The sequence below is a fragment of the Parabacteroides chongii genome (assembly GCF_029581355.1).
GTDB lineage: Bacteria > Bacteroidota > Bacteroidia > Bacteroidales > Tannerellaceae > Parabacteroides > Parabacteroides chongii.
Map to the genome: position 1 here is coordinate 5,425,679 of NZ_CP120849.1, position 22,276 is coordinate 5,447,954.

12 protein-coding genes are annotated in these 22,276 nt (G+C 43.1%); 3 read left to right on the forward strand and 9 right to left on the reverse strand.

The window, feature by feature from the left end:
• Positions 1 to 51 precede the first annotated feature (51 nt).
• The 4 genes from P3L47_RS20855 to P3L47_RS20870 form a co-directional block, all read right to left on the reverse strand.
• Positions 52 to 1,851, reverse strand: coding sequence for a RagB/SusD family nutrient uptake outer membrane protein (locus tag P3L47_RS20855; RefSeq protein WP_277782001.1), 1,800 nt, complete (start codon positions 1,849 to 1,851; stop codon positions 52 to 54).
• A gap of 13 nt (positions 1,852 to 1,864) precedes the next feature.
• Positions 1,865 to 5,287, reverse strand: a complete 3,423-nt coding sequence (locus P3L47_RS20860; protein WP_277782002.1) for a TonB-dependent receptor — start codon at positions 5,285 to 5,287, stop codon at positions 1,865 to 1,867.
• Between the two features lie 218 nt (positions 5,288 to 5,505).
• A complete protein-coding gene (locus tag P3L47_RS20865) occupies positions 5,506 to 6,534 on the reverse strand; it encodes a FecR family protein (RefSeq protein WP_277782003.1) in 1,029 nt (342 codons plus the stop codon).
• A 178-nt stretch (positions 6,535 to 6,712) separates the two neighbouring features.
• A complete protein-coding gene (locus P3L47_RS20870; protein ID WP_122361532.1) occupies positions 6,713 to 7,996 on the reverse strand; it encodes a DcaP family trimeric outer membrane transporter in 1,284 nt (427 codons plus the stop codon).
• A gap of 126 nt (positions 7,997 to 8,122) precedes the next feature.
• Between P3L47_RS20870 and P3L47_RS20875 the strand changes: the two genes are divergently transcribed.
• The 3 genes from P3L47_RS20875 to P3L47_RS20885 all read left to right on the forward strand — a co-directional run bounded on the left by P3L47_RS20875 (position 8,123) and on the right by P3L47_RS20885 (position 11,189).
• A complete protein-coding gene (locus P3L47_RS20875) occupies positions 8,123 to 8,794 on the forward strand; it encodes a peptidylprolyl isomerase (RefSeq protein ID WP_075556793.1) in 672 nt (223 codons plus the stop codon).
• A gap of 18 nt (positions 8,795 to 8,812) precedes the next feature.
• On the forward strand, positions 8,813 to 9,577 hold the full coding sequence (locus P3L47_RS20880) for a peptidylprolyl isomerase (RefSeq protein ID WP_129735547.1): 765 nt from the start codon (positions 8,813 to 8,815) through the stop codon (positions 9,575 to 9,577).
• Positions 9,578 to 9,842: 265 nt separating this feature from the next.
• Positions 9,843 to 11,189: an MATE family efflux transporter gene (locus P3L47_RS20885; RefSeq protein WP_277782004.1), complete on the forward strand. Its 1,347-nt coding sequence runs from the start codon at positions 9,843 to 9,845 to the stop codon at positions 11,187 to 11,189.
• A gap of 78 nt (positions 11,190 to 11,267) precedes the next feature.
• Here the strand turns inward: P3L47_RS20885 and P3L47_RS20890 are convergent, their stop codons facing one another.
• From P3L47_RS20890 to P3L47_RS20910, 5 genes are all read right to left on the reverse strand, one after another.
• Complete coding sequence (locus P3L47_RS20890) at positions 11,268 to 17,114, reverse strand: T9SS type A sorting domain-containing protein (RefSeq protein ID WP_277782005.1); 5,847 nt, start codon at positions 17,112 to 17,114, stop codon at positions 11,268 to 11,270.
• A 13-nt stretch (positions 17,115 to 17,127) separates the two neighbouring features.
• Positions 17,128 to 17,610, reverse strand: a complete 483-nt coding sequence (locus P3L47_RS20895) for a hypothetical protein (protein WP_277782006.1) — start codon at positions 17,608 to 17,610, stop codon at positions 17,128 to 17,130.
• A gap of 17 nt (positions 17,611 to 17,627) precedes the next feature.
• Positions 17,628 to 18,479, reverse strand: coding sequence for a hypothetical protein (locus P3L47_RS20900; RefSeq protein ID WP_277782007.1), 852 nt, complete (start codon positions 18,477 to 18,479; stop codon positions 17,628 to 17,630).
• A 20-nt stretch (positions 18,480 to 18,499) separates the two neighbouring features.
• Complete coding sequence (locus tag P3L47_RS20905) at positions 18,500 to 19,576, reverse strand: FimB/Mfa2 family fimbrial subunit (protein ID WP_122361527.1); 1,077 nt, start codon at positions 19,574 to 19,576, stop codon at positions 18,500 to 18,502.
• A gap of 628 nt (positions 19,577 to 20,204) precedes the next feature.
• Positions 20,205 to 22,238, reverse strand: a complete 2,034-nt coding sequence (locus tag P3L47_RS20910; protein ID WP_277782008.1) for an Mfa1 family fimbria major subunit — start codon at positions 22,236 to 22,238, stop codon at positions 20,205 to 20,207.
• Between the last annotated feature and the right edge of the window lie 38 nt (positions 22,239 to 22,276).

Consider the following 22,276-nt stretch of genomic DNA (forward strand, 5'->3'; position numbering starts at 1 on the left):
ACCTCACCATAAAGATGAAGCCGGGATAATAAAACTCTCAGGAGATAAACATTAATCCCAATTCGGGTTCTGTTTTATTTCAGTATTCTTACCGATCACATTTACAGGTATCGGATGTAAATAATGCTTGTCTTCATCAAATACTCGATTTTCCCAGTCTGTTCCGGCAAATACATCAATATAATGCTTTCCGTTCACTTCCACCAACTTGACACGGTTTGGATCGGCCTTACCCTCTTCCGGTGTAAAGCGTGGCAGATCGAAGTAAGAGGGTTCAAAGCGCATACCCAAAACTCGCTGCGCCAGTCGCTTGCCTTGTTTCCATCTCATAAGATCCTGGTAACGGGTGTCTTCAAAACAAAGTTCAACGCGACGTTCACGACGTATTTCAACCAATAAGGAAGAAATACCCAAATCGGTATACTTCGGGTCCATAACCGGATTCAATGTCAAATGAGGCATACCGGCACGGTCACGCAAAACATTGACAGTCTGATCCAAGTCTGTTTGTGAAATCGTTCCCAGTTCGGCTTTTGCTTCCGCCAGGTTCAGCAGCACTTCTGCATAACGGAACAAGGGCGCATCATGAGTTTCATTGCCATATCCTTTCTGATCCTGCTCAGCAGCATAGTGCTTAATAACATGATATCCGGTAGCAGACTCCCAGCCGGTCATACCTGCAACACGTGGAAATATATATTGATCCTTATTGTACAGAATCTCTTTGGAGTGACGCGGATCCAACACAATCTGAGTCAGACGCGGATCGCGGTTGTCCAATTCGTTTTCTATGCTTTCATCGTTATAAGACTGACTCAACGAAACAGGCTTTACGCTGCCATCAGATTCTTTGCACAAAAAATCTTCCACAAAATCTTTTGTAGCACCATTTCCAGACTGTACCAAATAACCACACAAACGGTGTCCCAGCAGACCAAGCACATATTTTCTGTACATAATGACTTCCGGATTACCTTCGAGATCCTCACTATTGAATAAAGTTGCATAGTCAGAATCCGGATTTCCAGTATTATAAATGCTGTACTTTTTCATGTTCATCAATTCCTGAGAAGCGTTTACAGTTTCTTCCAAATATTTCTGCTCATCACCCAGGTTATGATATTTGCGATAAGTGCCTTCAAACAGACAGATACGTGATTTCAGGGCCAGGGCTGCACCTTTCGAAACACGACTGCCTTTATCCGAACTCCAACTTTCCGGCAAGAGTTCACAAGCCTTGTTGATATCATCGAGCACATGATCCATTACCTCCTTGCGCGGGGTTCTCGGACCATACAATTCTTCAGACTCCGTTGTCAGCGGTTCAGTGATGTAAGGAACGTCACCATACATCTGCACCTTGTCAAAGTAGAACCAGGCACGGAAGAAATAAGCTTCGCCCGCATATTTGCTCTTAACGCTTTCCGGAACGTCAACCTTGTCGTAATTAGCAAAAAAGACATTTATGCGGCGCAGTAGTGTCCAATACCATCCGCCCGCAGTGGGGTCGTTAGGAACTGTTTCCTTTCCGGCAGCAATCCGGGTATAGCTCGTATGGTTTGAATTACTTTTCGACACGAAGTTATCACTCTGTACATCTTTCCAAAAGTAATCGGCATAACTGCTACTCCATGCGTCACCAGTATGTCCTACCATAAAACGATAGTAAGACGCATCTGCGGCCTCGTTGTAGATTCCGTTGTTATATACTTCCAGATCCGTTTCTGTATTCCAGTAGCTATTATCATTCAAATCGTGTGTCGGATTCCTATCTAAAAAAGAATCATTACAGGACACCACCAGCAGGGATGACACAGCCAATGCTGCTATATTTAATTTTATATTTTTCATCTTATCGGTTTATTTAGAATGTAACATTAAGTCCGAATGAATAAGTACGCTGGAACGGATATACCATTGTACCGTTTTTACCGGCTGCTTCCGGGTCGTATGCTCCCTTTACATTGGTAAATTCAAACAAATTTTCCGCACTAAAGTAAATACTGGCTTTCGAGAGATGTAGAAAATTGGTCCAGTTTGTCGGGAAGTCATAACCGACAGAAAGGTTTTTCAGGCGGCAGTAAGATGCATCCTGCAAATACTTGGTCTGCTTCTGCTGATTCTTGGTTTCACGGGCAATCGGACGGGCAAAATAAGCATCACGGTTATCTTCCGACCATGAATCGGCAACAAACCATTTCTGCGTATTATAATACTGAGTAGCGACAGGCCAGAACGGCTGACTACTAGGCCAGTAATCGCGCTTACCGATCCCCTGGAAGAAGATATTCATATATATGTTCTTATATCCCAGATTGGCGGTAATACCATATTGGTAACGCGGAGTCGTATTACCGATCACTTTCAAGTCACCGTGATCAGCCAGTGTGTTCGAACCATTATCGATCTTGCCGTCGTTATTTAAGTCCTTATACATGATGTCACCTAAATCCCAGTTGGAGCCTAGCTTTGCCTGATCGGCATGACTGGTCAAATCGCTTTCTGTCTGATAAAAACCTTCTGTTTCATATCCCCAGATTTCACCGATCTTCTCTCCTACATAATGATCACTCAATGAACCGTTTTTATTGGTATATTTTGTGATCTCAGCCTGAGAGTCTGACAAAATAAGTCCTAAGCTATAGGTAAAGTCCTTACCGATACGGTCGTTCCAGTTGATTGAAAGTTCCCATCCGCGTGTACGAAGTGCAGCCATATTGGCAGGAGGAGCCGTCGTTCCCAGCACTTCCGGATATTCAACCTTGACCAGCATATCAGATGTTGTACGCTGATACCAGTCGAATGACACATCCAGTTTTTGCTGCAAGAAAGTCATATCCAGACCCACATTCACTGTAGAGGCCTTCTCCCATGTCAAGCTATTAGACACCAGACCGGCCGGATTAATATACAAAGATTTCTCTGTGTTCGTAAACAGCCATTTATCTGCCGAACCGGAAGACATAAATGGAATGTACGGATAATATTTGGTATTACCTTTCCAGTCCTCAGCCGTCAGCAGCTGGTTACCCAATATACCATAAGAGGCACGTACTTTCATATTATCCAGCCAGGTACGGGTTGACTCCATAAAGGCTTCTTCCGAAATACGCCATGCAGCTGAGAAAGAAGGCAGGAATACGAAACGGTTATCTGAAGGGAATCGTGAGGTTCCGTCGTAACGTCCGTTCACTTCCAGCAAATAGCGGTCGTCATAGATATAATTCAAACGGAAGAAACCACCGCGCAAAGCCCATTCGTACCCATCTTCAACCACAGTCTGCATACCCGTACCCAAGCTTAATGACGGCAACGTTTGAGAAATCAGATCCTGACGAGTTGCCGTGCTGGTAATATACTTTGTCAGCTCCTGGTTGAAGCCCAACATACCTTTTACGTAATGCTTTTCAGCGAAAGTGTGTTCATATTCCGTATAGGCATTGAATGAATAATAATCCTTATTATTATTTTTCCAGGCATAACTATTGTTATTCGTATTACCTTCGGTTTCAACAAAACTGTTGGTAATCATATCTACTCTTTTACGGTGTTCCGAGTTGTGATCATAACTCAAGTTATAGGTAAAGTCGACACGTGCACGCCAGTCTTTCGTAAATGTAAAGTCTGCACTACCAGTCAACCATACATCATGCGTCTTATTCTTATCGCGTCCCCCCATCTCCAACAGAGAAATCGGATTCTGATCATCGAAATATTTTCCGGCATACTGATCCAGTTCCGGGTAACGCGAATCGACACCCCAAGGTCTGGCCATACGTGTAGGCGTAGAGAACACCATCTGCTGCCAAACATCATCCTTATATTTATGAGGCTTATCAGCAGAAGTATAGTTATACAAAACCTTTGCTCCTAATTTCAACCACGGTGTTGTCTGGTTTTCAACTGACAGACGGGTATTCAAGCGTTGGTAATCGTCATTGCCGATCTTATACATACCCGACTGATTCAGATATCCTACGGAAGAATAGAACTTAGTTTTTTCATTTCCACCCGAAATATTTACATTGTGGCGATGAGAAGGCGTCAATTTCTTCAACATCAAGTCCACCCAATCCGAATGACCGTAATAATACATCGAACCGTTCAATACTTCATATTCCGGATTATTCTGAGGATCAGCAGCATAATCTTTCATTTTCTGCACAGTCTCCGGACTATACATCAGATCGAGTCCGGCATTTGTCATTGCCCTGTTTACAAATTCGGCATGTTCCCAACTCGACTCGACCATATCGGGCAAAACCGTGGGTTTTGAAAACGCCACGTTTCCGGAATAAGAAACGGTAGTCTTCATGTCAGTACCCGCATTCTTGGTTGTTACCAAAATAACACCGTAGGCAGCACGCACACCGTAAATAGCCGATGCGGCAGCATCCTTCAAAACCGTCACATTAGCGATATCGCTCGGGTTGATCATATCCAGGTTCATTTCAACTCCGTCGACCAACACCAATGGGCTACCGCCATTGATAGAAGTCGTACCGCGAATGTTCAGCGTTGCACTTGTTCCAGGTTCTCCACTATTCGATGTGATCTGCAAGTTAGGGATTGTTCCCTGCAAAGCACTTGTCGAATTCATAATAGGACGGGATTCCAGCACTTTTGAATCGATCGTACCAACCGCACCGGTTAGATTGACTTTCTTCTGAGCGCCATATCCGACTACAACTACTTCATCAAGCGCCTGTGTATCTTCAAGTAATGTTATTTTCAAATTATTCTGTTTCCCGATCGGCATTTCCTTTGTCAGATAACCAATATAGGAAACAATCAGTGTACCGCTCTGAGGAACTTCCAGCGAGAAGTTTCCGTCAATATCTGTAATCGTACCGCTGGTGGTGCCCTTTACGATTACATTGGCACCGATAACAGGCTCACCATGATTGTCCAAAATCTGACCGGTCAGCTTTTTCGAATCCTGGGCAATACTTTGAGGAACCATGTTTACTTGTGGCTTACTTACCGAAATAGTATTATTTATTTTTTTGAAAGACAGACCTGTCTGACGTGACAATTCGTTTAAGATAGTATCTATCGAAGCATCATTTACCTTTACAGATACACTTTTCAGTCCTTTCAATACCGATTCGTCGTAAAAGAAGTTAAAGCCAGTCATTTTACTAAGCTGTTCAAATACTTCGCTCACAGAAGTCTGCTTTACGACATAAGTAATATCATTCTCTTTCAGACTTTGTCCGAAAGCACCTTCTGCACAAAGCAACTGAGATGATAAAGCTATAGTACATACGGTTAACGAAGTTCGCATAACAGTCTTGTTTAATTTTAGATTATAATTCATACATTTGTAATGTTTTAATGAATGATGTTTGTTAAAACAGGCAGAGAAACCTTACAACCCAGTGGCTCAATACTGTTTCCTAGGACTCTGCAAAATTTTTAAAGGCAGTAGTGTAACAGCGCTACTGCTTTTTTATAGTGTCTCATTTTCCGGTATTTGTCATAGGCAGTATATTTATGTTAGACTTAAAGTTTATCATATATAATAATATTATCCCCTTCCAGGCGGCTACACAAGCCGGTTGTAAAACAAATAGCTTCGATAACAGCTTCTATATTTTTATTGTCATGAGTCCCTGTAATTTTATAATCGCAGCTGCCTTTACATTGCAAAACAACTTTACGATTATAAGTACGATTGATGGTTTTTATAACTTCACGTATCGGTTCCTTATTAAAATATAAAGAACCTTGTATCCATTTAATATAGTTGTTTTCTCTGATCGCCTCTTTGCTGACAGTACCATCTACCTTATTGACAGATAAATGTTCATTCGGAGAGACTGATAATTGCATATCCTGATTAACCACGTTCACACGAACCTTGCCGGTCGATACAGTCAGTTTAATAAAATCATCTTCCTTATATGACTTAAAATCGAATGAGGTTCCCAATACCTTGACCTGCGCTTCACCGCTCTTTATGATAAATGGTTTGTCCGGATTCGGAGTGACATCGAAAAAGCCCTCTCCTTCCATTTCGATAATACGTTCTTCCTGATTAAAATCACTGGGGATGGTCAATTTTGTGTCCGAGTTCAGGATCACTTTTGTCCCGTCTGCCAGGAAAATACTTTTAGTTTCCCCTTTGTTCGATATCTTTTCTGTATATGTAATTGTTTCCTGTGCTTGTTCCGTAACTTTCAATAAACCTAAAGTAACGCTGAGTACCAAAACAACAATAGCTGCAGCGCGATAAAAAACATTCAAATATTTTTTCTTTCTGACTTTCAAAATAGAATCGGCAGAATTTAGCTCTTTCCGTTTCATATTTGACAACAGCAAAGAGACTTCTTTCTGCAACTCATTTTCCCGCTCACAATCAGGCAATATCATATTCTTATCGATCGTATCCCATAAAGGTTTTATAACCCAATCGAGACTAACCGAATCATCCGGCTTTTTCAGCCACTGAAGCAATGTACGCAATTCATCTTCCGTACATTGGTTCTTTATATACTTCTGTAAAAGAGATATAACGCTTGTATCCTGCATATGTTTCCTTATAATAGTACCATTTTCTGGTCCGTTTATAAAGTATACACACAATACATGTTCATCTAGGGGTCGGAATTATTTATTTAACACATATTAGCAAATAACACAAACACGGGATCTATTTGCCCAGCAAATAAACCCCGTGTCGCTATCTGTTTAATTTTTCGGTTTACTCTTAGAAACTATACTGAACCGCCAGGTTCATCCGGTTGGCATGACGTGTCTGATCGTTGAAATCCGTGCGCCATCCTCTCAGGTATTCGGCTCCTACCTGCAGATCGGGAGTTATATTCCAGAACAGGTTAGCCACCAGATACTGACCATAACGATATTGTTCCGACGGAGTTGCAGGGTAATCGTTGTCACTGTACAAACGGGATTGGCTGTAAGTACTTGAAACAAATACTTTCGGTGTGATATTATACTGCAAACCGGCATACCATCCCATCATCGGAAGTACCTGCATACGGCCAGCTTTGGCCGGATCGGGAACAATATCCACGTTCAGGTTACTCAAATCGTTCATGTACTGGCTGATACCTTTACCGTAGACACCTTGTCCGTACACCTGTACTTTACTACAAAGATTGAATGTCGTAGAAAGTAAAACACCCCAGCCGGTTTCCGATTCGGCTTTATTAGCCACCAGGTTATCATACGTCATGCTTCTTACGATAGCGGCGGCACGCAGATGGCTTTTAGAGTTCCACCCATATTGCAGATAAGCCGGGAAGTTAGGCATACGCTGGGAACCGATACTTAAATTATCATTGGTAATTCCGTCTACTACCGGCATTTCCACACCGATACCGGCTTTCCATCCTTTTCCGAAGGCACGTTCGTAACGGAACTGGGTAGCGTGATAGATAGCCATCCCGTTCGGCCCGGCGAAATCGATCGTCGGTGGAATAGCCGCCAGATCCATAAATGAACCGTAGTCGTACCCGAGTGTGAAGCCCAATAAAGAAGCATACGCATTTCTCAACTCAAACCCTTTACCGTCACCACGGAAGTTTCCGGCAGTATAAACCACAAAGTCTCCCAGATGCTTGGTATGTCCTACCAATTTCAGGAAGACCGTACTGGTCGTTGCATCCATCTGAAACTGGTTTCTAACATGTGAAGCGCCTTTGTTGGGAATCAGCGCCGGGTAGAAATCAATATCCTTGGAAATACCGCCAAAGTCATACTCGGCTGTTGCTTTTACATATCCGCCGATACCTAAAGCGAATCGCCCCTTACGATCGGTCAGCAGGAAACGAGGGATACCCGGTTCATGGAAACGCGGACTCTGTGTTTCGTTCAGTATCCGGATAATTTCATCTCCCGCTTTGTCGCGGGATATAAACATGATGGAATTAGGCTCCTCATCCTTAATGATCACTTTCTGAGCCTGCGCATGGGAGGAGAAAATTCCTAACCCGAGCAAAAAGACTGCTCCTTTAACAAATGCTTTCATAAATGTGTTTTGTTTAGACGTTTTACCAGTAAGGAACAAGCGTTGGTTGAAAAGGTTGTGTTAAAAGGTTGCGTTAACGACTAAAAGTAACTATTTTTGTTGCCTTAATAACAAAATAAAACGAAGATGAAAAAGCTGTTTGCTATATGTTTATTAGTTGCCGGATTATTGACATCCGTTCATTCGCAAGCGCAGGATGTTGAGACACTCGTTCAGATCGATACCGACATGGGAAAGATTAAGGTGAAGTTGTTCAACGACACCCCCCAACACCGGGATAATTTTATCAAAAATGTAAAAGAAAAACGTTACGACGGTCTACTGTTCCACCGTGTGATCAAACAGTTTATGATACAAGGCGGCGACATCAATTCGAAAGATGCACCTATCGAACAACATCTAGGCGACGGCGATCCGGGTTATACGATTCCGGCAGAGATCGTTTATCCGAAATATTTCCACAAACGCGGCATGCTATGTGCAGCCCGTACCAGCGACGACGAAAATCCGGAACGCGCTTCATCAGGCACACAGTTCTATATCGTAACCGGAAAGTTCTACACAGAAATGGAACTGGATAAGATGGAGAAAAGCGACAATAAAACCTTTACACCCGAAGAACGCCAGGCCTATATGCTTGAAGGCGGGGCTCCCCATCTGGATAACAAATATACCGTCTTCGGTGAAGTTGTTAAAGGAATGAAAGTTGTAGATAAAATCCAGTTTGTCGAAACAAATGAGGACGACAGGCCGTTAAAGAATATAAAGATCAAGACAATGACTATTGTCGATAAATAATCATTAAACAAAATAAGAATGGAAACGCAAGCAAAAGAGACACAGGTGCTGATGAAAACCAGCCTGGGTAACATTAAACTGAAACTATACAACGAAACACCGAAACATCGCGATAACTTTATCAAACTGGTTGAGGACGGAACTTACAACGGCCTGCTTTTCCACCGTGTGATCAAGGACTTCATGGTGCAAGGTGGTGATGTAACCTCAAAAGATGCTCCTATGAATAAACAGCTAGGTGCCGGCGACCTGGGATATACCGTACCGGCCGAATTTGTTTATCCGAAATATTTCCATAAAAAAGGGGCTCTCTCTGCCGCCCGTACCAGTGACGAGGTTAATCCGGAGAAAGAATCTTCTGCTTCCCAGTTTTATATCGTCACCGGAAAGGTTTACAAAGACGCCGAACTGGACCAGATGGAGAAACAAAAAGAAGGTCGTCTGAAACAAGCGATCTTTGCACGCTTGCAAAAAGAAAACAGTGCCAAGATCAAAGCGGCTTACCAAAGTGGCGACAAAGCCGAACTGGCTGTTATCCGCGATACGCTGATCGGCAAGACCGAACTCGAAGCCGAAAAGCGTAAGGATGAAGCCAAGCTGACTCCCGAACAGCGTGAGGCTTACAAAACAATCGGAGGTGTTCCTTTCCTGGATAATGAATATACGGTTTATGGCGAAGTGGTAGAAGGATTGGACATTGTGGATGCCATCCAAAATGTCAAGACCAACCGACAGGACCGTCCGTTGGAAAATGTGGTTATCGAATCAGTGGAAATAATATAAGTAAGCGGTATTCCAATCCGTAGCATATAGTAACACGCCGGTTTCCTTGGGAGGATATTACAGTTTCCTGCTGAAGAAACCGGCGTTTCCTTAGGAGGAAACTACAATTTCCTGCCGAGGGAACTAGAGTTTCCTGCGCAGGGAACTGGAGTTTCCAAAGCAAGAAACTACGAGGAAACTGTAATCAATTATGTCTTAGCCGCATAACCTATTTTCGCCAATTCACTAATCTGACATTAAACAGACTAATATTCGACAGAATTACATGATACAACTCTCTGCTTACAAAGAACATTATAAAGAAACGATACGCCTGGGTGTTCCGATCATGTTGGGACAGTTGGGCATTATCATTGTCGGGTTTGCCGACAACATCATGGTGGGACATCACAGCACCAACGAACTGGCTGCCGCCTCATTCGTCAATAATTTCTTCAATCTGGCTTTTATCTTCGGGATGGGTTTCTCATACGGTCTCACTCCTATTATCGGCGGACTTCATGCCAACAAGGAATATCACCAAGCCGGCGAGACACTGAAGAACAGCCTTTTTATTAACTTCATCGTCGGTGTCCTGTTGAGTTGTCTGATGCTTCTTCTCTTACTGAATATCGATATACTGAAACAGCCGGAAGAGTTGATGCCGTATATCGTTCCTTACTACATCCTGCAACTATTCTCGGTGATATTTGCCATGCTGTTCAATTCTTTTAAGCAGTTCAGCGACGGTACGACCGATACGGTTACGCCGATGTGGATCATGCTGGGGGCGAATGTGCTGAATATCATAGGCAATTATTTCCTTATTTATGGTAAATGCGGTGTACCCGAACTGGGGCTGACAGGGGCCGGTATTTCTACGCTCGTCAGCCGTATCCTGACTTTTGTTGTTTTCTTTATTTTATTTACCCGGAAGGAAAAATACAAAGAATATCTGAAAGGTTTCAAAGAGGGTCTTGTCAACCGGCTGAATCTCTCTAAGCTGATACGTTTAGGCTTTCCGGTCGGGCTGTTGATGGGAGTTGAAACAGGGTCGTTCAGCCTAAGTGTTATTATGATGGGCTGGATAGGAAGTACGGCGTTGGCAGCGCATCAGGTATTGGGGGTTATCACCACGCTGGGGTTTATGGTTTACTATGGAATAGCGGCAGCTGTTACGATACGGGTCAGCGTATTTAAAGGGTATAGCGATTGGCTGAATATCCGTCAGGCTTCCTTTGCCGGGTTGCATCTGATTATGGGGGTTGCCGTCCTGTTCGTTTCATTTATCATGTTATTCCATAAGAATATGGGGTATTTGTTTACACCGGAGCATGATGTGGTGGCGATGGTGGCATTGTTGTCGTGGTCGGTTGTTCTTTATCAGTTCGGCGACGGACTACAAATTTTGTTTGCCAACGCCTTGCGCGGCATATCCGATGTGAAATATATGGCTTACTGCGCTTTTATCTGCCACTTCGGACTAGCGTTGCCGATCGGGTATATTTGCGGGTTTGTTTTCGATTGGGGAGCGATCGGTATCTGGTGCGGGTTCCCAATTAGCCTGACAACGTTGGGAGTATTATTATGGAGACGGTTTAATAGGCTTACTCTGAAACCTATAAAGTTATAATCAAAAATCCCTTTTGTAATCAATGTTGTATAGTATACAAACAATTACAAAAGGGATTTTTTATATCTATCCACTTTACTACCTCACAATCACCTTACCACCTTTCACTTCTCCCTTTTCTGTTGAAGCCTTTACTATGTAGACTCCGCCTGTCAGGTAGAGGCGTTTGACCGATTCGTTGATTGACTGGAGGCTGAGCTGCAAACGACCGGCAAGGTCATATACACGGATTGTCTTCAGCAGGTCGGAAGCAGAGGTGGCCACTATGATTTCACCGGCTACCGGTGAATAGATAGCAATATCACTTTCTGCATCCAGCCCTTCTTTTCCTCCATTCAGGAAATAACGGCCGTGCGTAGAGCCGGGCACAGTTATCTTCGTGTTCAAGGCATCCAGCCGGATACTTTCATCCAACAGGGCGTCGTAGAGATAGAGCGGGCTGTCAAACTGCTCGATGCCTTCGAAGGTAAGGGTTACATCTTCTGCATCATCGCTATAGATACCCAATGGGATGTTGCTGATGTCCGACGTTTGGTTAATGGCCACCGCCTGGCTTCCGGCTACACTGTAAAGAGCCGGATGCTGTTTCTCGTCCGTATCCAACAAGACGACGGCATCCTCACCGACGCGGTAGGCGGCATCCGCCCCTTCCCGCTTGATGATGGAAATAGCACTGCGCTCCCCTTTCCGCTCCGTCGAGATGTAAAGAGTCGGGAAGGCTTCTTCTTCCGACGAACGGGTCTCCAACGTAGAGGCATAATCTGCCGCCATCATTTCCGGAGTGAAAGTGACGGTAAGGGATGGATTCTCCCCTTCTTTCTGAGTACTATTCTTCTGCACAAAGAAACCTTGCATAGTCTTCAGGAAACCGCCGGTACTACCGCCGGTACTTACTACTGTTCCATCTTCTTTTAATACAAATGCATCGTATTCCGTCCAATAAGTACGAGACAATCCAGGATTTCCATTAAAGAAAGCATCCATATTCAGATAAGTCATAAACGGATTACCGACAAAGAAGAAGGTACCGTTAGTAGCATTGGTAACTGTTGCTTTTAATTCTTGCTCCGGTGTGTCAGCATCAAAACTTAGTTTATCACGTAAAGATATAATTCCCTGATTAATAGAATATTTATCACTTTCCTCTGTCTTACCTTCTGTATCATAATAATTATACCATGTATCACCTTTAGGCAAACGCACCAAAGCCCTATCATTACTAAAGTTTTCCACACTGCTGTAGAAGCCGGTACCCGGTTTATAAGGAACTGACACATCATTATATTCTACGCTCCAGTTGGAAGCGACAGCAGCATATGTTTCATCTGCCGTTCCATTTTTTAAATATATCTTTGCACTATTATCCCATATCTTCTGGTAGAAAGCAGGATTAAAACGGTTATTGCTTTTTTCATCAAATTTTATTGTATACTCCCCTCCAGTAGAACTCGACACTATAAATACTGGAGATTCCTGTCGTCCGGTACCTCCTGTGGAATACATATCACCCGCTATCACCTCTTGCAAAGGAGAAGACAAGAAATACTTTTTATTCTTATCCATTTCAAACTCAACTTTTGCCTTATTGTAATGCAGCAAATCCTGTCGCATCAAGGTAGCTCTAGGTTTAAAGTAAATAAAATTGCACGTATTTCCATAATAATGAGTTACCGAATATACGTTATCAGAGGGAGAACTCTTTATCACCATATCATATTCTATACGCTCAGTGGCATCGCCGATTTGCTGAATTTCCTGAATATTCGGTTTCATATCCAAAGATTGATCATCATTCTTCTGATCCAGTTTATATAACCAGGAACTATTTTCCGGTTTAAGAACCGTTACATACGAGAAATCCATCGGAGCAAAGGCAAACTCCAGGTCTGTTCGTATTGGTCCATCTGTCTTATTTGCATCCACACTTTCCAGTTTTCCATCCACATATAGCTCTGCCTGATTCGAACGACGCCACAAACCATCGTTGTTCCAGTTACGCGAAGATCCATCGCTGACCCATGTCAGATATTTAGGAACAATCTTCAGAGGCAGATAAACTATACCATGGCAACTATTGGTTGGCTCACCACTTATTTGCTGTTCCTCTAACTCAATTTTTAAAGTATAAATAAAACCCTCCAACGGCTTGAAGTCTGGCAGAAACTGAAGTTGGATATAATTATTATTGGCTAATGATGTTTTTATATCTGCTCCAGTAAGTACAGCCCTGGCTGGCTCTCCCTCCACATAATTACCATTCAAACTATACAATCTGATTGTATCGGAGACTCCTTTTGAAAAACCTAAATGATCAGCATTTTCAGCTTGTGAGAGTTTAAAATGCCGTACGGGTATCCGTAATGACTTGCCCGCATTAGCTTCCATAGAACTCTTTCTGCATTCTTTTACGTAATGAGTCCCAATACGCAAAGGTACTTGCAACATATCATCCGGATACTTTATATCAGGCAGCCCCAACTGTACTACAGGGGCTGTCTCTGTCGCTTCAAGTATCATTTGACGGGGATTCATACAAAGCAATGCACCGGCTCGATTCGTCTTATTTTCTATCTCCTCCAGCAACTTATCCATATCTACCGAAAAAGGCAGGGAGTAGAAAGTTAGACGCTCTTTATCCAATATAAATTCCGGATCATGAACAGACAATAGTAATTGGCCGTCATCTACCATTTCTATCAGCCTCTGCTGTATCTCTTTCAATGTCTGAGAACTTGGCTGCCATTTCCTCAAATCCTCTTCCGTACCTTCTTTCCGGTCATTGGGCGACAAGTCCTTATTCAGTTCCTTTCTGAAAGTTTGTAGATCATCAAACAACTCCCATATATACGACGGTACTTCACCCTCGCCCTCCACTTCCGGATCGTTGGGCGAGAAATACCAGTCGAAACAGTAATAAGTTGGTGCAAACGTGATAACATTACCATCGGGATCAACCGCCTGCAAAGCAGCATTCACATTCACCGGATTATTCATACACAACCCATGTGGGTCATATTCCGCCTGTCCGTTAATCACCAACCGGATCGGATCCATCACATGAAACGGGGCAATCAACGCACATTTGGAGTGCGGGTCGGCACTACCGCCATCAGACACATCTTTCTGATTACCATTGAGCAACATCACATAATACTCTACTCCCGGAAGCAACTCATCTGGCTTTTTGTCATCCGATTCTCTCACAGCCTGCCTGGCCTTCATCCCCGTCTGTATATCCGCCAAAAAGATAAATCCCTTATCAGGATTGGCATCGCCTTCTGTAGGGAAACCTCCCTCATCCACATTTTCAGGCATAAACCAGGCACAGTTGATAGGGGCTATCCCCAAATCGTGAAAGAGCTGATAAGCAGAGCTCAAATCACCTGACTCATATTGGCTCGGCTCCTTAGCATCTTCCGGTAAAATGTTTTTATCCTTCAAATCATTAAACCGTTCCTGATATTCCTTCAAAGCCCGAAGGTTCAATTTTTTAGACAACTCATTTGCCTCCTCTTGATTCGTCGGTATATCCTCTATTCTCGTCGATATGATTACACGTCCGAATTGACTAATAAATCCATCCCCGTTATAATCCATCTGCAACCATTCATGCACTTCATCATAAATATCCCTCGTAGGCGGCTGCACGTGAAAGTCTCTTAGGAAGGAATAATACAAATTCTTGAAGTAGTCACTTTTCTGATCTTTATCTTCCCCATTACTAGTATCATCCAAACCTTCAAGTCCCAGGCGAAGCAAAGCGTACTTCTTTTTATCATCATCAGAAAGCTGACTCCATACCTTATCACCAGGCTTCAAGTTCATATTCTCCAGCAAGGTCTGATAATTAGAGCGCAGCAACACCGAGTTCAAATCGCAAGTTGCTTTACGGCGCACATAGATATTGGGAGTAGAGCGATACACTTTAATCTCATCAACAGCATAGTCCGCACCGTCGGAGTGCTGACAATTGTTGAATAAATCCAAACGATACGACTGAAAGCTCAGCGTATTAGGAACTGAAAATTCATAACAAATCTGCTGCCACCTCATAAGATTCGGATTATTTGCATTGTCCGCCCTGGCCGGAGTACGCCGCATGGAACCGCTATAGAAGGTATGTAAATCTACCTCCTCACCTTCTTCCGTAATACCTTTGAATGTCAAACCGATATCTCCGGCAACAGCATCAGTAGCGGAAGTAGACTCCATATTGCAGACCCACGCCGTCACCAACAGCTTGGTATCCGAACACAGCTCTGTATTTACCGGCAGAGAAACGATACGCCCCGGCTCATCAATAGCATCCAGATACAAAAAATATCCCATCTTATCCGGGGTGGTTTTGCCACTCAATAACTGCCGTTCGTACAGCCGGTCATACGTTTTTACATAATATCCACCGGGTTTATAGTAGTAGTTATTGTAGCTACTAAGACCATATACTTCCAATGTTTTAAAAAAGGCATATTCGGAACGGGATAAAGAACGCTGCATCGGAGTTCTCTGCCCCTTATCTACTGCCCTCAAATCAGCAAAAGCATAATCGGACGACCCCTTATTCAAGCGTGTCAACCTATAATTTTCCGCAGACTTTTCAGGAACCTTATTCCCATCTGCCTCCGGATCATCGAAGTTGATTTCGGCAATCAGGTCATAGTTCACATCCTCATCCAAGCGATCCTGTTCGCGCTTAACATAGTTGTAATCGTTTGCGCCTTTCAACTCTTCTGCCGTTTTAGGGTCTGAATAAGGATCTAAATAGACCGTGATAAGGGCTACCGGATACCAATCATTTTCATCAAGAGAGACTTCAGCCGTAATATATCTAGTCAGATCCTCCTCACTCGAATTAGCTGTAGCATCTCCTTCCAAACCGACACAATAAAAGACCGAAGCATTGTTAATAAATTTTCCCGGCAGATCAGTACCTTTCACATAATCAGCATACGTAGCACCCAAAGTAGCAAACAAATGCTCCATAACATACCCTTCTTTGGGTACTAGATGCTCCTTATTACTATCCCCCTGCTTCTTTTTATGTACTGTTGTACACTCCATAGGCTCTTTACTCCCATTAAACACTCGCCAACGAACATATCTAGCTGCACCAGAATGAATACTATCTATCTTAATATCTTCAGAACTCTTGAGATAATAATTCGACAACACTTCCTTCAAACGGAAATTAACCCCCGTCTGCCACTCTTTAGTTCCATGATTCTTTTTGAGACGAAGAGGTGTATGTACAGTATATTTTTCAAAGAAACCAGCCTCGACCAAGGTGTTTACCCCCAGCTTTTTAGCTGCCTCTTCGTATTCTTCCTTCGCTTTTTTCAACTGCTCATATCTACTCTTTGCATTTTTGATAATGAACTTACGGCGGAGATTGATAGCTGTGGGTAATTGATTAATATTAGTACTATCTTCATTCCACTTCCAATCGTTCCAGGCACTTGCATCCCATGCCAGTGAATCGAGGATACCGGTAACACCTCCTACGTTATCTTTATCTGCAACATATTCCACATAGCTATAATGAGGCTGAGACACTGCTGATTGCTGAGTTTTTGCCACATAACATTTTAGATTTTGATCATATTTAAAAGCTATAGTATCACTTTGCTTTTTCCACAGCAAATGTTCTTCATACCAACCCTCATCTATATCTTTATTATCCCCTAATTGTAGCCAACGTGAAAATCCATGAATGTTTGCAGCTGAGGAGTTGGACTGTACAAACATACGTGTATGCTCACCCGGATATACATAGATTGTATCCGTTCTTTCATGCCAGATATGTCCTCGTTCATACTGTTCCCCCTCTACTTCCTGGGCAGAAACTAAACGGCTTGCTGCCAGCAAGAAAAGAAAGAAGAGATAAGCCGGTCGGCGTAATATGTTATTATATTGAAATCTTTTCATACTTTCTATCTGTTTAGTAAATAAGCTTTATCTCGTAGTCGATATTTGTTTTGCTATCATTAGCAATCTCTACCGTAAATGATAAGGTAGCCGTTCCCTTTCTATGAACCATTAATTTAACTTCCTTAACCTCAGTAAGGTCTTCCGGTTCACTTCCGTTCAACCAAGTAATAGCCCCATCCTCTGATATTAGTTTACAATCTTTTATTGTAAAGTTAACCTCAGTGTCAGTTGACCCAAGAGCCTTTTTCACAGCCTCCAAATGAATCGTCAGTACACCGGTATTCTTAATCTGATACTCACGGCTGGAGATAAAATCCAGTTGAAACGCAAACGGGTAGCCACCGATAGGAGCACGCTGCTCGCTAACCGATACATTCAAGGCATATTCGCTCAATACTAATGGTATTATTAAATAGTCATTGCGACGCACATAGGTGAAGTTGGTTACACCGGTCTTCGTTTCATTCTTTGGTTTCGTAATCTTAACATCCACTTTAATACTATCTTTACCTAACGAAGTTTCATGTACATAAAAGACTTTTTCCACCGGCCCCCCCCACCTACAACTACAGCATTATTTAATATCCCCCAAACAGGATTCAACGACGTAGTACCATTAGGGAATAACGGTAACTCTATTTTCCCTATATCATTCAACAACGATTTATAAGGTAGGGTATAAATAGAGTCTCTATTTCGAAATTTGCTTACATCCACTGTGGTTGTAAAATCATCTTCCATTTTATTGCTTATGCTCACCTTCACCTTGGCAACCATACGATATAAAGGAATACTTATCTCCTTTTCTCTTAGTTCATGAAAATGACTGGACATGGGAATAGGAGGAGTTTTAGGTTCAGTACCCTCTTTCCCATTGTCTATCACTAAATCTTCCTTTATCCTGACATGTGGCATCCCAACTAATGCCCCTTCAACATTAAACGTCACCGGCAACTTCTTCCCCACCTCCAGCGCAGCCAAAATCTCATCACTATTCGTCAGCAGCTCGCTTTTCAAATTAGAAAACGCATACACATAAGCCGCCTCCTTAGGCACATCCTCCAAGCGGATGGTTTTCTCAAAGACGGTCATGTTGTTGTTCTCTTCCTTTAACACTTCGCTATGGGTTTGCAAAATCACGCCTTCACTGTCCGTAATCACTAAAAGCACATCCTCCATTCCCTCATACTGCGTCGAATTGATATCCTCTCCACTTCCTTTAAGCATCAAATGAAAATCCACCGTCTTAAAATCTCCCGGCAGCGGGCCGACAGGCTCCTCGTCTGCACAGGTGCAAAGGAAGAAGGGGAGCAAGAACAGCAGCAAAGGCAAGAAGCCGATATTTATGAATTGATATTTCATACACATTTACTTATATCCATTTACAAATCCGTTTCATTCAACCGTATCACCCAATCCTTTACCTGGATAGTGTAACAAGCATAGCCGATGATCGGATCTTCGGGATTGGGATCAGGGTCTGGGTCGGGATTGGGATCAGGGTCAGGGTCAGGATCAGGATCAGGATCGGGATCCGGGCAAGTGATTGGGGTCAGGAAGAAGATGATGGAATATTCGTCCTGACGGTCCAGGTATTCCTGGGCACTGATGTCGTGACCCTCCATTTTTGTGAGCAAAAGGTAATTGTTGAGGTTAATATTCAACACATCTTTTTCCCAGCCCCTATGCTGTACGATCAGACGGAAGTTCTCGCCCGCCATCAGACGCATGGTGTTCATTTCGGCAACGGCTACCAGCTGGCCGGAGACCGTAGACTCAGGGTCGGGGTCGGCAGCTATCTCCACGTTTTCGGTGTAGTAAGGGAGGTAGCTGATGGCCGGGTCGGGCAGCAGACTGTTGTCGTAGTCCATATAGCCGTTGTCGGCCACGATGCGGAAGGTGAAGTCGTTCACGTCCATATTGTCGCCTTTCACGTTTTGGAGTACGAAACGCAGTTTGTTGGTGTCTTTGGCCAGACTGATGGTGTCGCTCTCGTGGGCAAGGCCGGAGACGACGATGGTGTCGAGGCTGTGCCAAAGGGGGTGCAGTTCGCGGGGTTGCGTGCCGTCCGACTGGCGGAGGGTGCGCACGCGTATGTCTTCCACCGGCGAAGTGCCGGGGGTGAGTTGCGGCAGTTGGTAGGTGCCTTCGTCGAGGCCTGCCCACGAAACCAGGTAGTAGGTGCCGGGAGGAAGGTCGAGACGGATGTCGTTGGCCTTCAGTTCGTCGCCTTCAATCTGCCGCTGCCGGAGGAAGGTACCCTGGTCGTCGCAGATAAAGAGGGAGACCTGGTCGACTTCGTGTTGGAAAGCGTCGGCAAACTTCATATTATAATCGTACACATAATGCAGACGAAATTCGCACGGCGGCAAGGTGTCGTCGTGGATATAGTCGCAGGCAGACGCTCCCAATAAAAGGAGTGAAGAGACTAATCGGATGTACGTAATTAATCGTTTCATATGCTATATTTTTTTGTCCCAATTTGGGTTCACCTTTCACTTTTTGCCTTTTACGCCTTGTTATACAAGGAATAATGAGATGAAGGGTTGTCTTTTTCCGGCGTCACCTGGTGACGCCACTCGTTCAGCGAGGTGACGCCGGAAAGACAACTGCATTCACCCTTCTATTGATTGATTATCAAGAAACAGCTTATAAGGGTGATGGAAGTGACGCTGTTTTTGTAAAAACTTTTTCAGAAGCAGTGTTTCGGAAACAAGTTCCGCCGGTCTGCTTCGCCCGGCTATCGGTTTTGAACGGGTCGGCAGCCGGTTGAAATGGGTGCTGACCCGTTTGGTAATGAATAGGCAGCCATTTGGAATGGGTGCCTATCCGTTTGGATAGTGCTGCCGACGTTTTTGGAAAAAGCCGCCGACGTTTGCGAAAAAAAGCGGGCGGTTTTTGCAAAAAAGTCGTATTTCTTGTTGCGCCCTTACAGGGCTTCCAGTCGTAACAACCAAAGGTCTCTGTCGTTATGAGCAGAGTTCGCGGTCGCTATGACTAGGTGCTGTTTGTAGCACTATAGTGCTAAGGGTGTTAGGACTATAGTGCCAGCCCCTGTAGGACTATAGTGCTACCACACCTGGATGGTTAGAGTTCAATTTGCCCGTTATCGCGGATTACCCAGTCTTTAACGTAAACCATAACCGTGATATAATACTGCGTTTTATCGTCTTCATTCGGATTTTTAGGATCGTCTACTCCCGGAGTAAACGGTAGTGGATCACCTAACTTTTTAATCGCTGTTACATCCAACTTATAAAGGTTGTTACGGACAATACCGTATTCCATGATACCCAGGTTAGGATTATCGGGGGGATTCAGTCCGTTGTTTGCGTGACGGATCCAGTATTTGTAGTAGCAGGTACCGTCTTTATAATAGTGAATGTCGTATTTTTCAGCTAGAACTTCGGCATCATTGGGTTTGATAGTCTGTGCAAAAGCTTCATAATTTATATCACTAATATTAACAGACTCCTGTATGTTTTTTCCTACAAACGCCGCATATGCCTCACCAAACTTTCCTTGAAGTGTATTAACTACTGCTTCTACTTCTTCTTTTGTTACAGTAGTAGTAGTACTGCCTGCTCCTCCAAATAAGAGTTTAACAATATCACCATTAACATCATCACTAAATGATCCAACCAGCAATGATTTCAAATCTGCATATAGAACCGTTTTCGTTGTTGTTCCAGTACTACCATCGTCGTCTTGTGTGGACTGTGTTGTTGTTACTTTAGTTGTGTAAAAATATTGATCCTCTTTCTCAAGGTTGGCATACTCAACTGATTCATTTTTATTTTCTTCTATACTATATTTTATTACATATTTAGGAGTATATGTCCCCTTAAAGATCACCCCAGTAGAAAAGCCGTTAAGTTGTTGTTCCCAGCCTGTTGTGTTTTCTAAGGTATAAGCGATAAGCTTGTAACCTTTCTCACCATAATTTCCTTCGTTCTCCCCTATTCCTGCGTTTGGTAAGTTGTCACCATAAGTCACAAAAGTTTCTTTTTCATTAAGTTCTTTATTAAAATGATTAATATACAGATCATCAAAGGAAGTAGAACCAGTTTTAGCTTCTCCATTATCCACATAATGTGAAGCTAAAGAAACTGGAGTATATCCATCTGCTGTAAACAAATCCACCTTCTTTCCACGTGTCCAGGGATCAATTACATAATTATAATAACCTTCTGTATTCCAATATTCATCACCTAAATAGATATCTCCATCACTTTCTGTTCTAATCGGTTGTTTATCCATATCGTTTCCAAGTTCAGGGACAGTCACTCTCTTAAACATATAAGAACCTGCTTTTAATCGGTTGACAACAGAAAAAGCAGTAAGTTGTACTTTATCTGTTGCAACATCATAGCTCCCATTTTCGTCCCCTAATTTCAGATCAATTCTAGCCGCCAAACGCTCAACATAAACAGTTACAGATGGTGCATCTGCAGGATTATTATTAGCTTGGCTCAATCCTACAACCGACTTATCATTGCCTAAGGTCATCGTATGAGTAGACATCACGAAGTGAGTTGTAACTATCTCCCCATCCTCTCTTTCCACACCATGCTCCCAAGCATCCTGCTTTTCAAATAAATAATCACGTAACTGCTTGACTGTACTAAAAGTCAACTTCTCACCAGCATTAGTTATAGTCAAGATATTGTAATATTCAATTTTCTCTCCTAGCTTTGGAATATTAATTTCAACAGTAGCTTGTGGCGTATGATTATTAGAAGGAGTCTTAGGGTCATTATCTACCTGCTCTGAAAATCCACTTCCTACTATTGGTGTTTCTAAAGACAAATATTTATCAGGTTCAGCACCTTCTTGTTGCTGTTCTGTCTTATATAAGAATATATTCACATCCCTAATGTAATTCTCATCCACTGTTCCTTGCACAAATCCATCACCACCTTCTCCACCTTCAGGCTTATCACCCGCCTTTGTCCTCGCCCCAGTTGACGGAGAAGAAATACGGACGGTTACATACGCCTTATCGCCAGTGCCATCGCCACCGCCATTCGAGTCATCTCCCTCTCCCAACTCTTCGGAACAACCTCCCGCCATCATCAATAGCGCGGCTGCCCATAAGCTATAAAAGTTTTTCTTTTTCATTATGTATAGAATTTACGTTATTAATATTAATATCTAGT

What these genes read in the sequence shown, in the direction of transcription:
- P3L47_RS20860 (WP_277782002.1), bottom strand. Translation starts at nt 5,287, where the DNA reads ATGCGAACTTCGTTAACCGTATGTACTATAGCTTTATCATCTCAGTTG.
- P3L47_RS20855 (WP_277782001.1), bottom strand. Translation starts at nt 1,851, where the DNA reads ATGAAAAATATAAAATTAAATATAGCAGCATTGGCTGTGTCATCCCTG.
- P3L47_RS20905 (WP_122361527.1), bottom strand. Translation starts at nt 19,576, where the DNA reads ATGAAACGATTAATTACGTACATCCGATTAGTCTCTTCACTCCTTTTA.
- P3L47_RS20910 (WP_277782008.1), bottom strand. Translation starts at nt 22,238, where the DNA reads ATGAAAAAGAAAAACTTTTATAGCTTATGGGCAGCCGCGCTATTGATG.
- P3L47_RS20885 (WP_277782004.1), top strand. Translation starts at nt 9,843, where the DNA reads ATGATACAACTCTCTGCTTACAAAGAACATTATAAAGAAACGATACGC.
- P3L47_RS20870 (WP_122361532.1), bottom strand. Translation starts at nt 7,996, where the DNA reads ATGAAAGCATTTGTTAAAGGAGCAGTCTTTTTGCTCGGGTTAGGAATT.
- P3L47_RS20890 (WP_277782005.1), bottom strand. Translation starts at nt 17,114, where the DNA reads ATGAAAAGATTTCAATATAATAACATATTACGCCGACCGGCTTATCTC.
- P3L47_RS20875 (WP_075556793.1), top strand. Translation starts at nt 8,123, where the DNA reads ATGAAAAAGCTGTTTGCTATATGTTTATTAGTTGCCGGATTATTGACA.
- P3L47_RS20880 (WP_129735547.1), top strand. Translation starts at nt 8,813, where the DNA reads ATGGAAACGCAAGCAAAAGAGACACAGGTGCTGATGAAAACCAGCCTG.
- P3L47_RS20865 (WP_277782003.1), bottom strand. Translation starts at nt 6,534, where the DNA reads ATGCAGGATACAAGCGTTATATCTCTTTTACAGAAGTATATAAAGAAC.
- P3L47_RS20900 (WP_277782007.1), bottom strand. Translation starts at nt 18,479, where the DNA reads ATGAAATATCAATTCATAAATATCGGCTTCTTGCCTTTGCTGCTGTTC.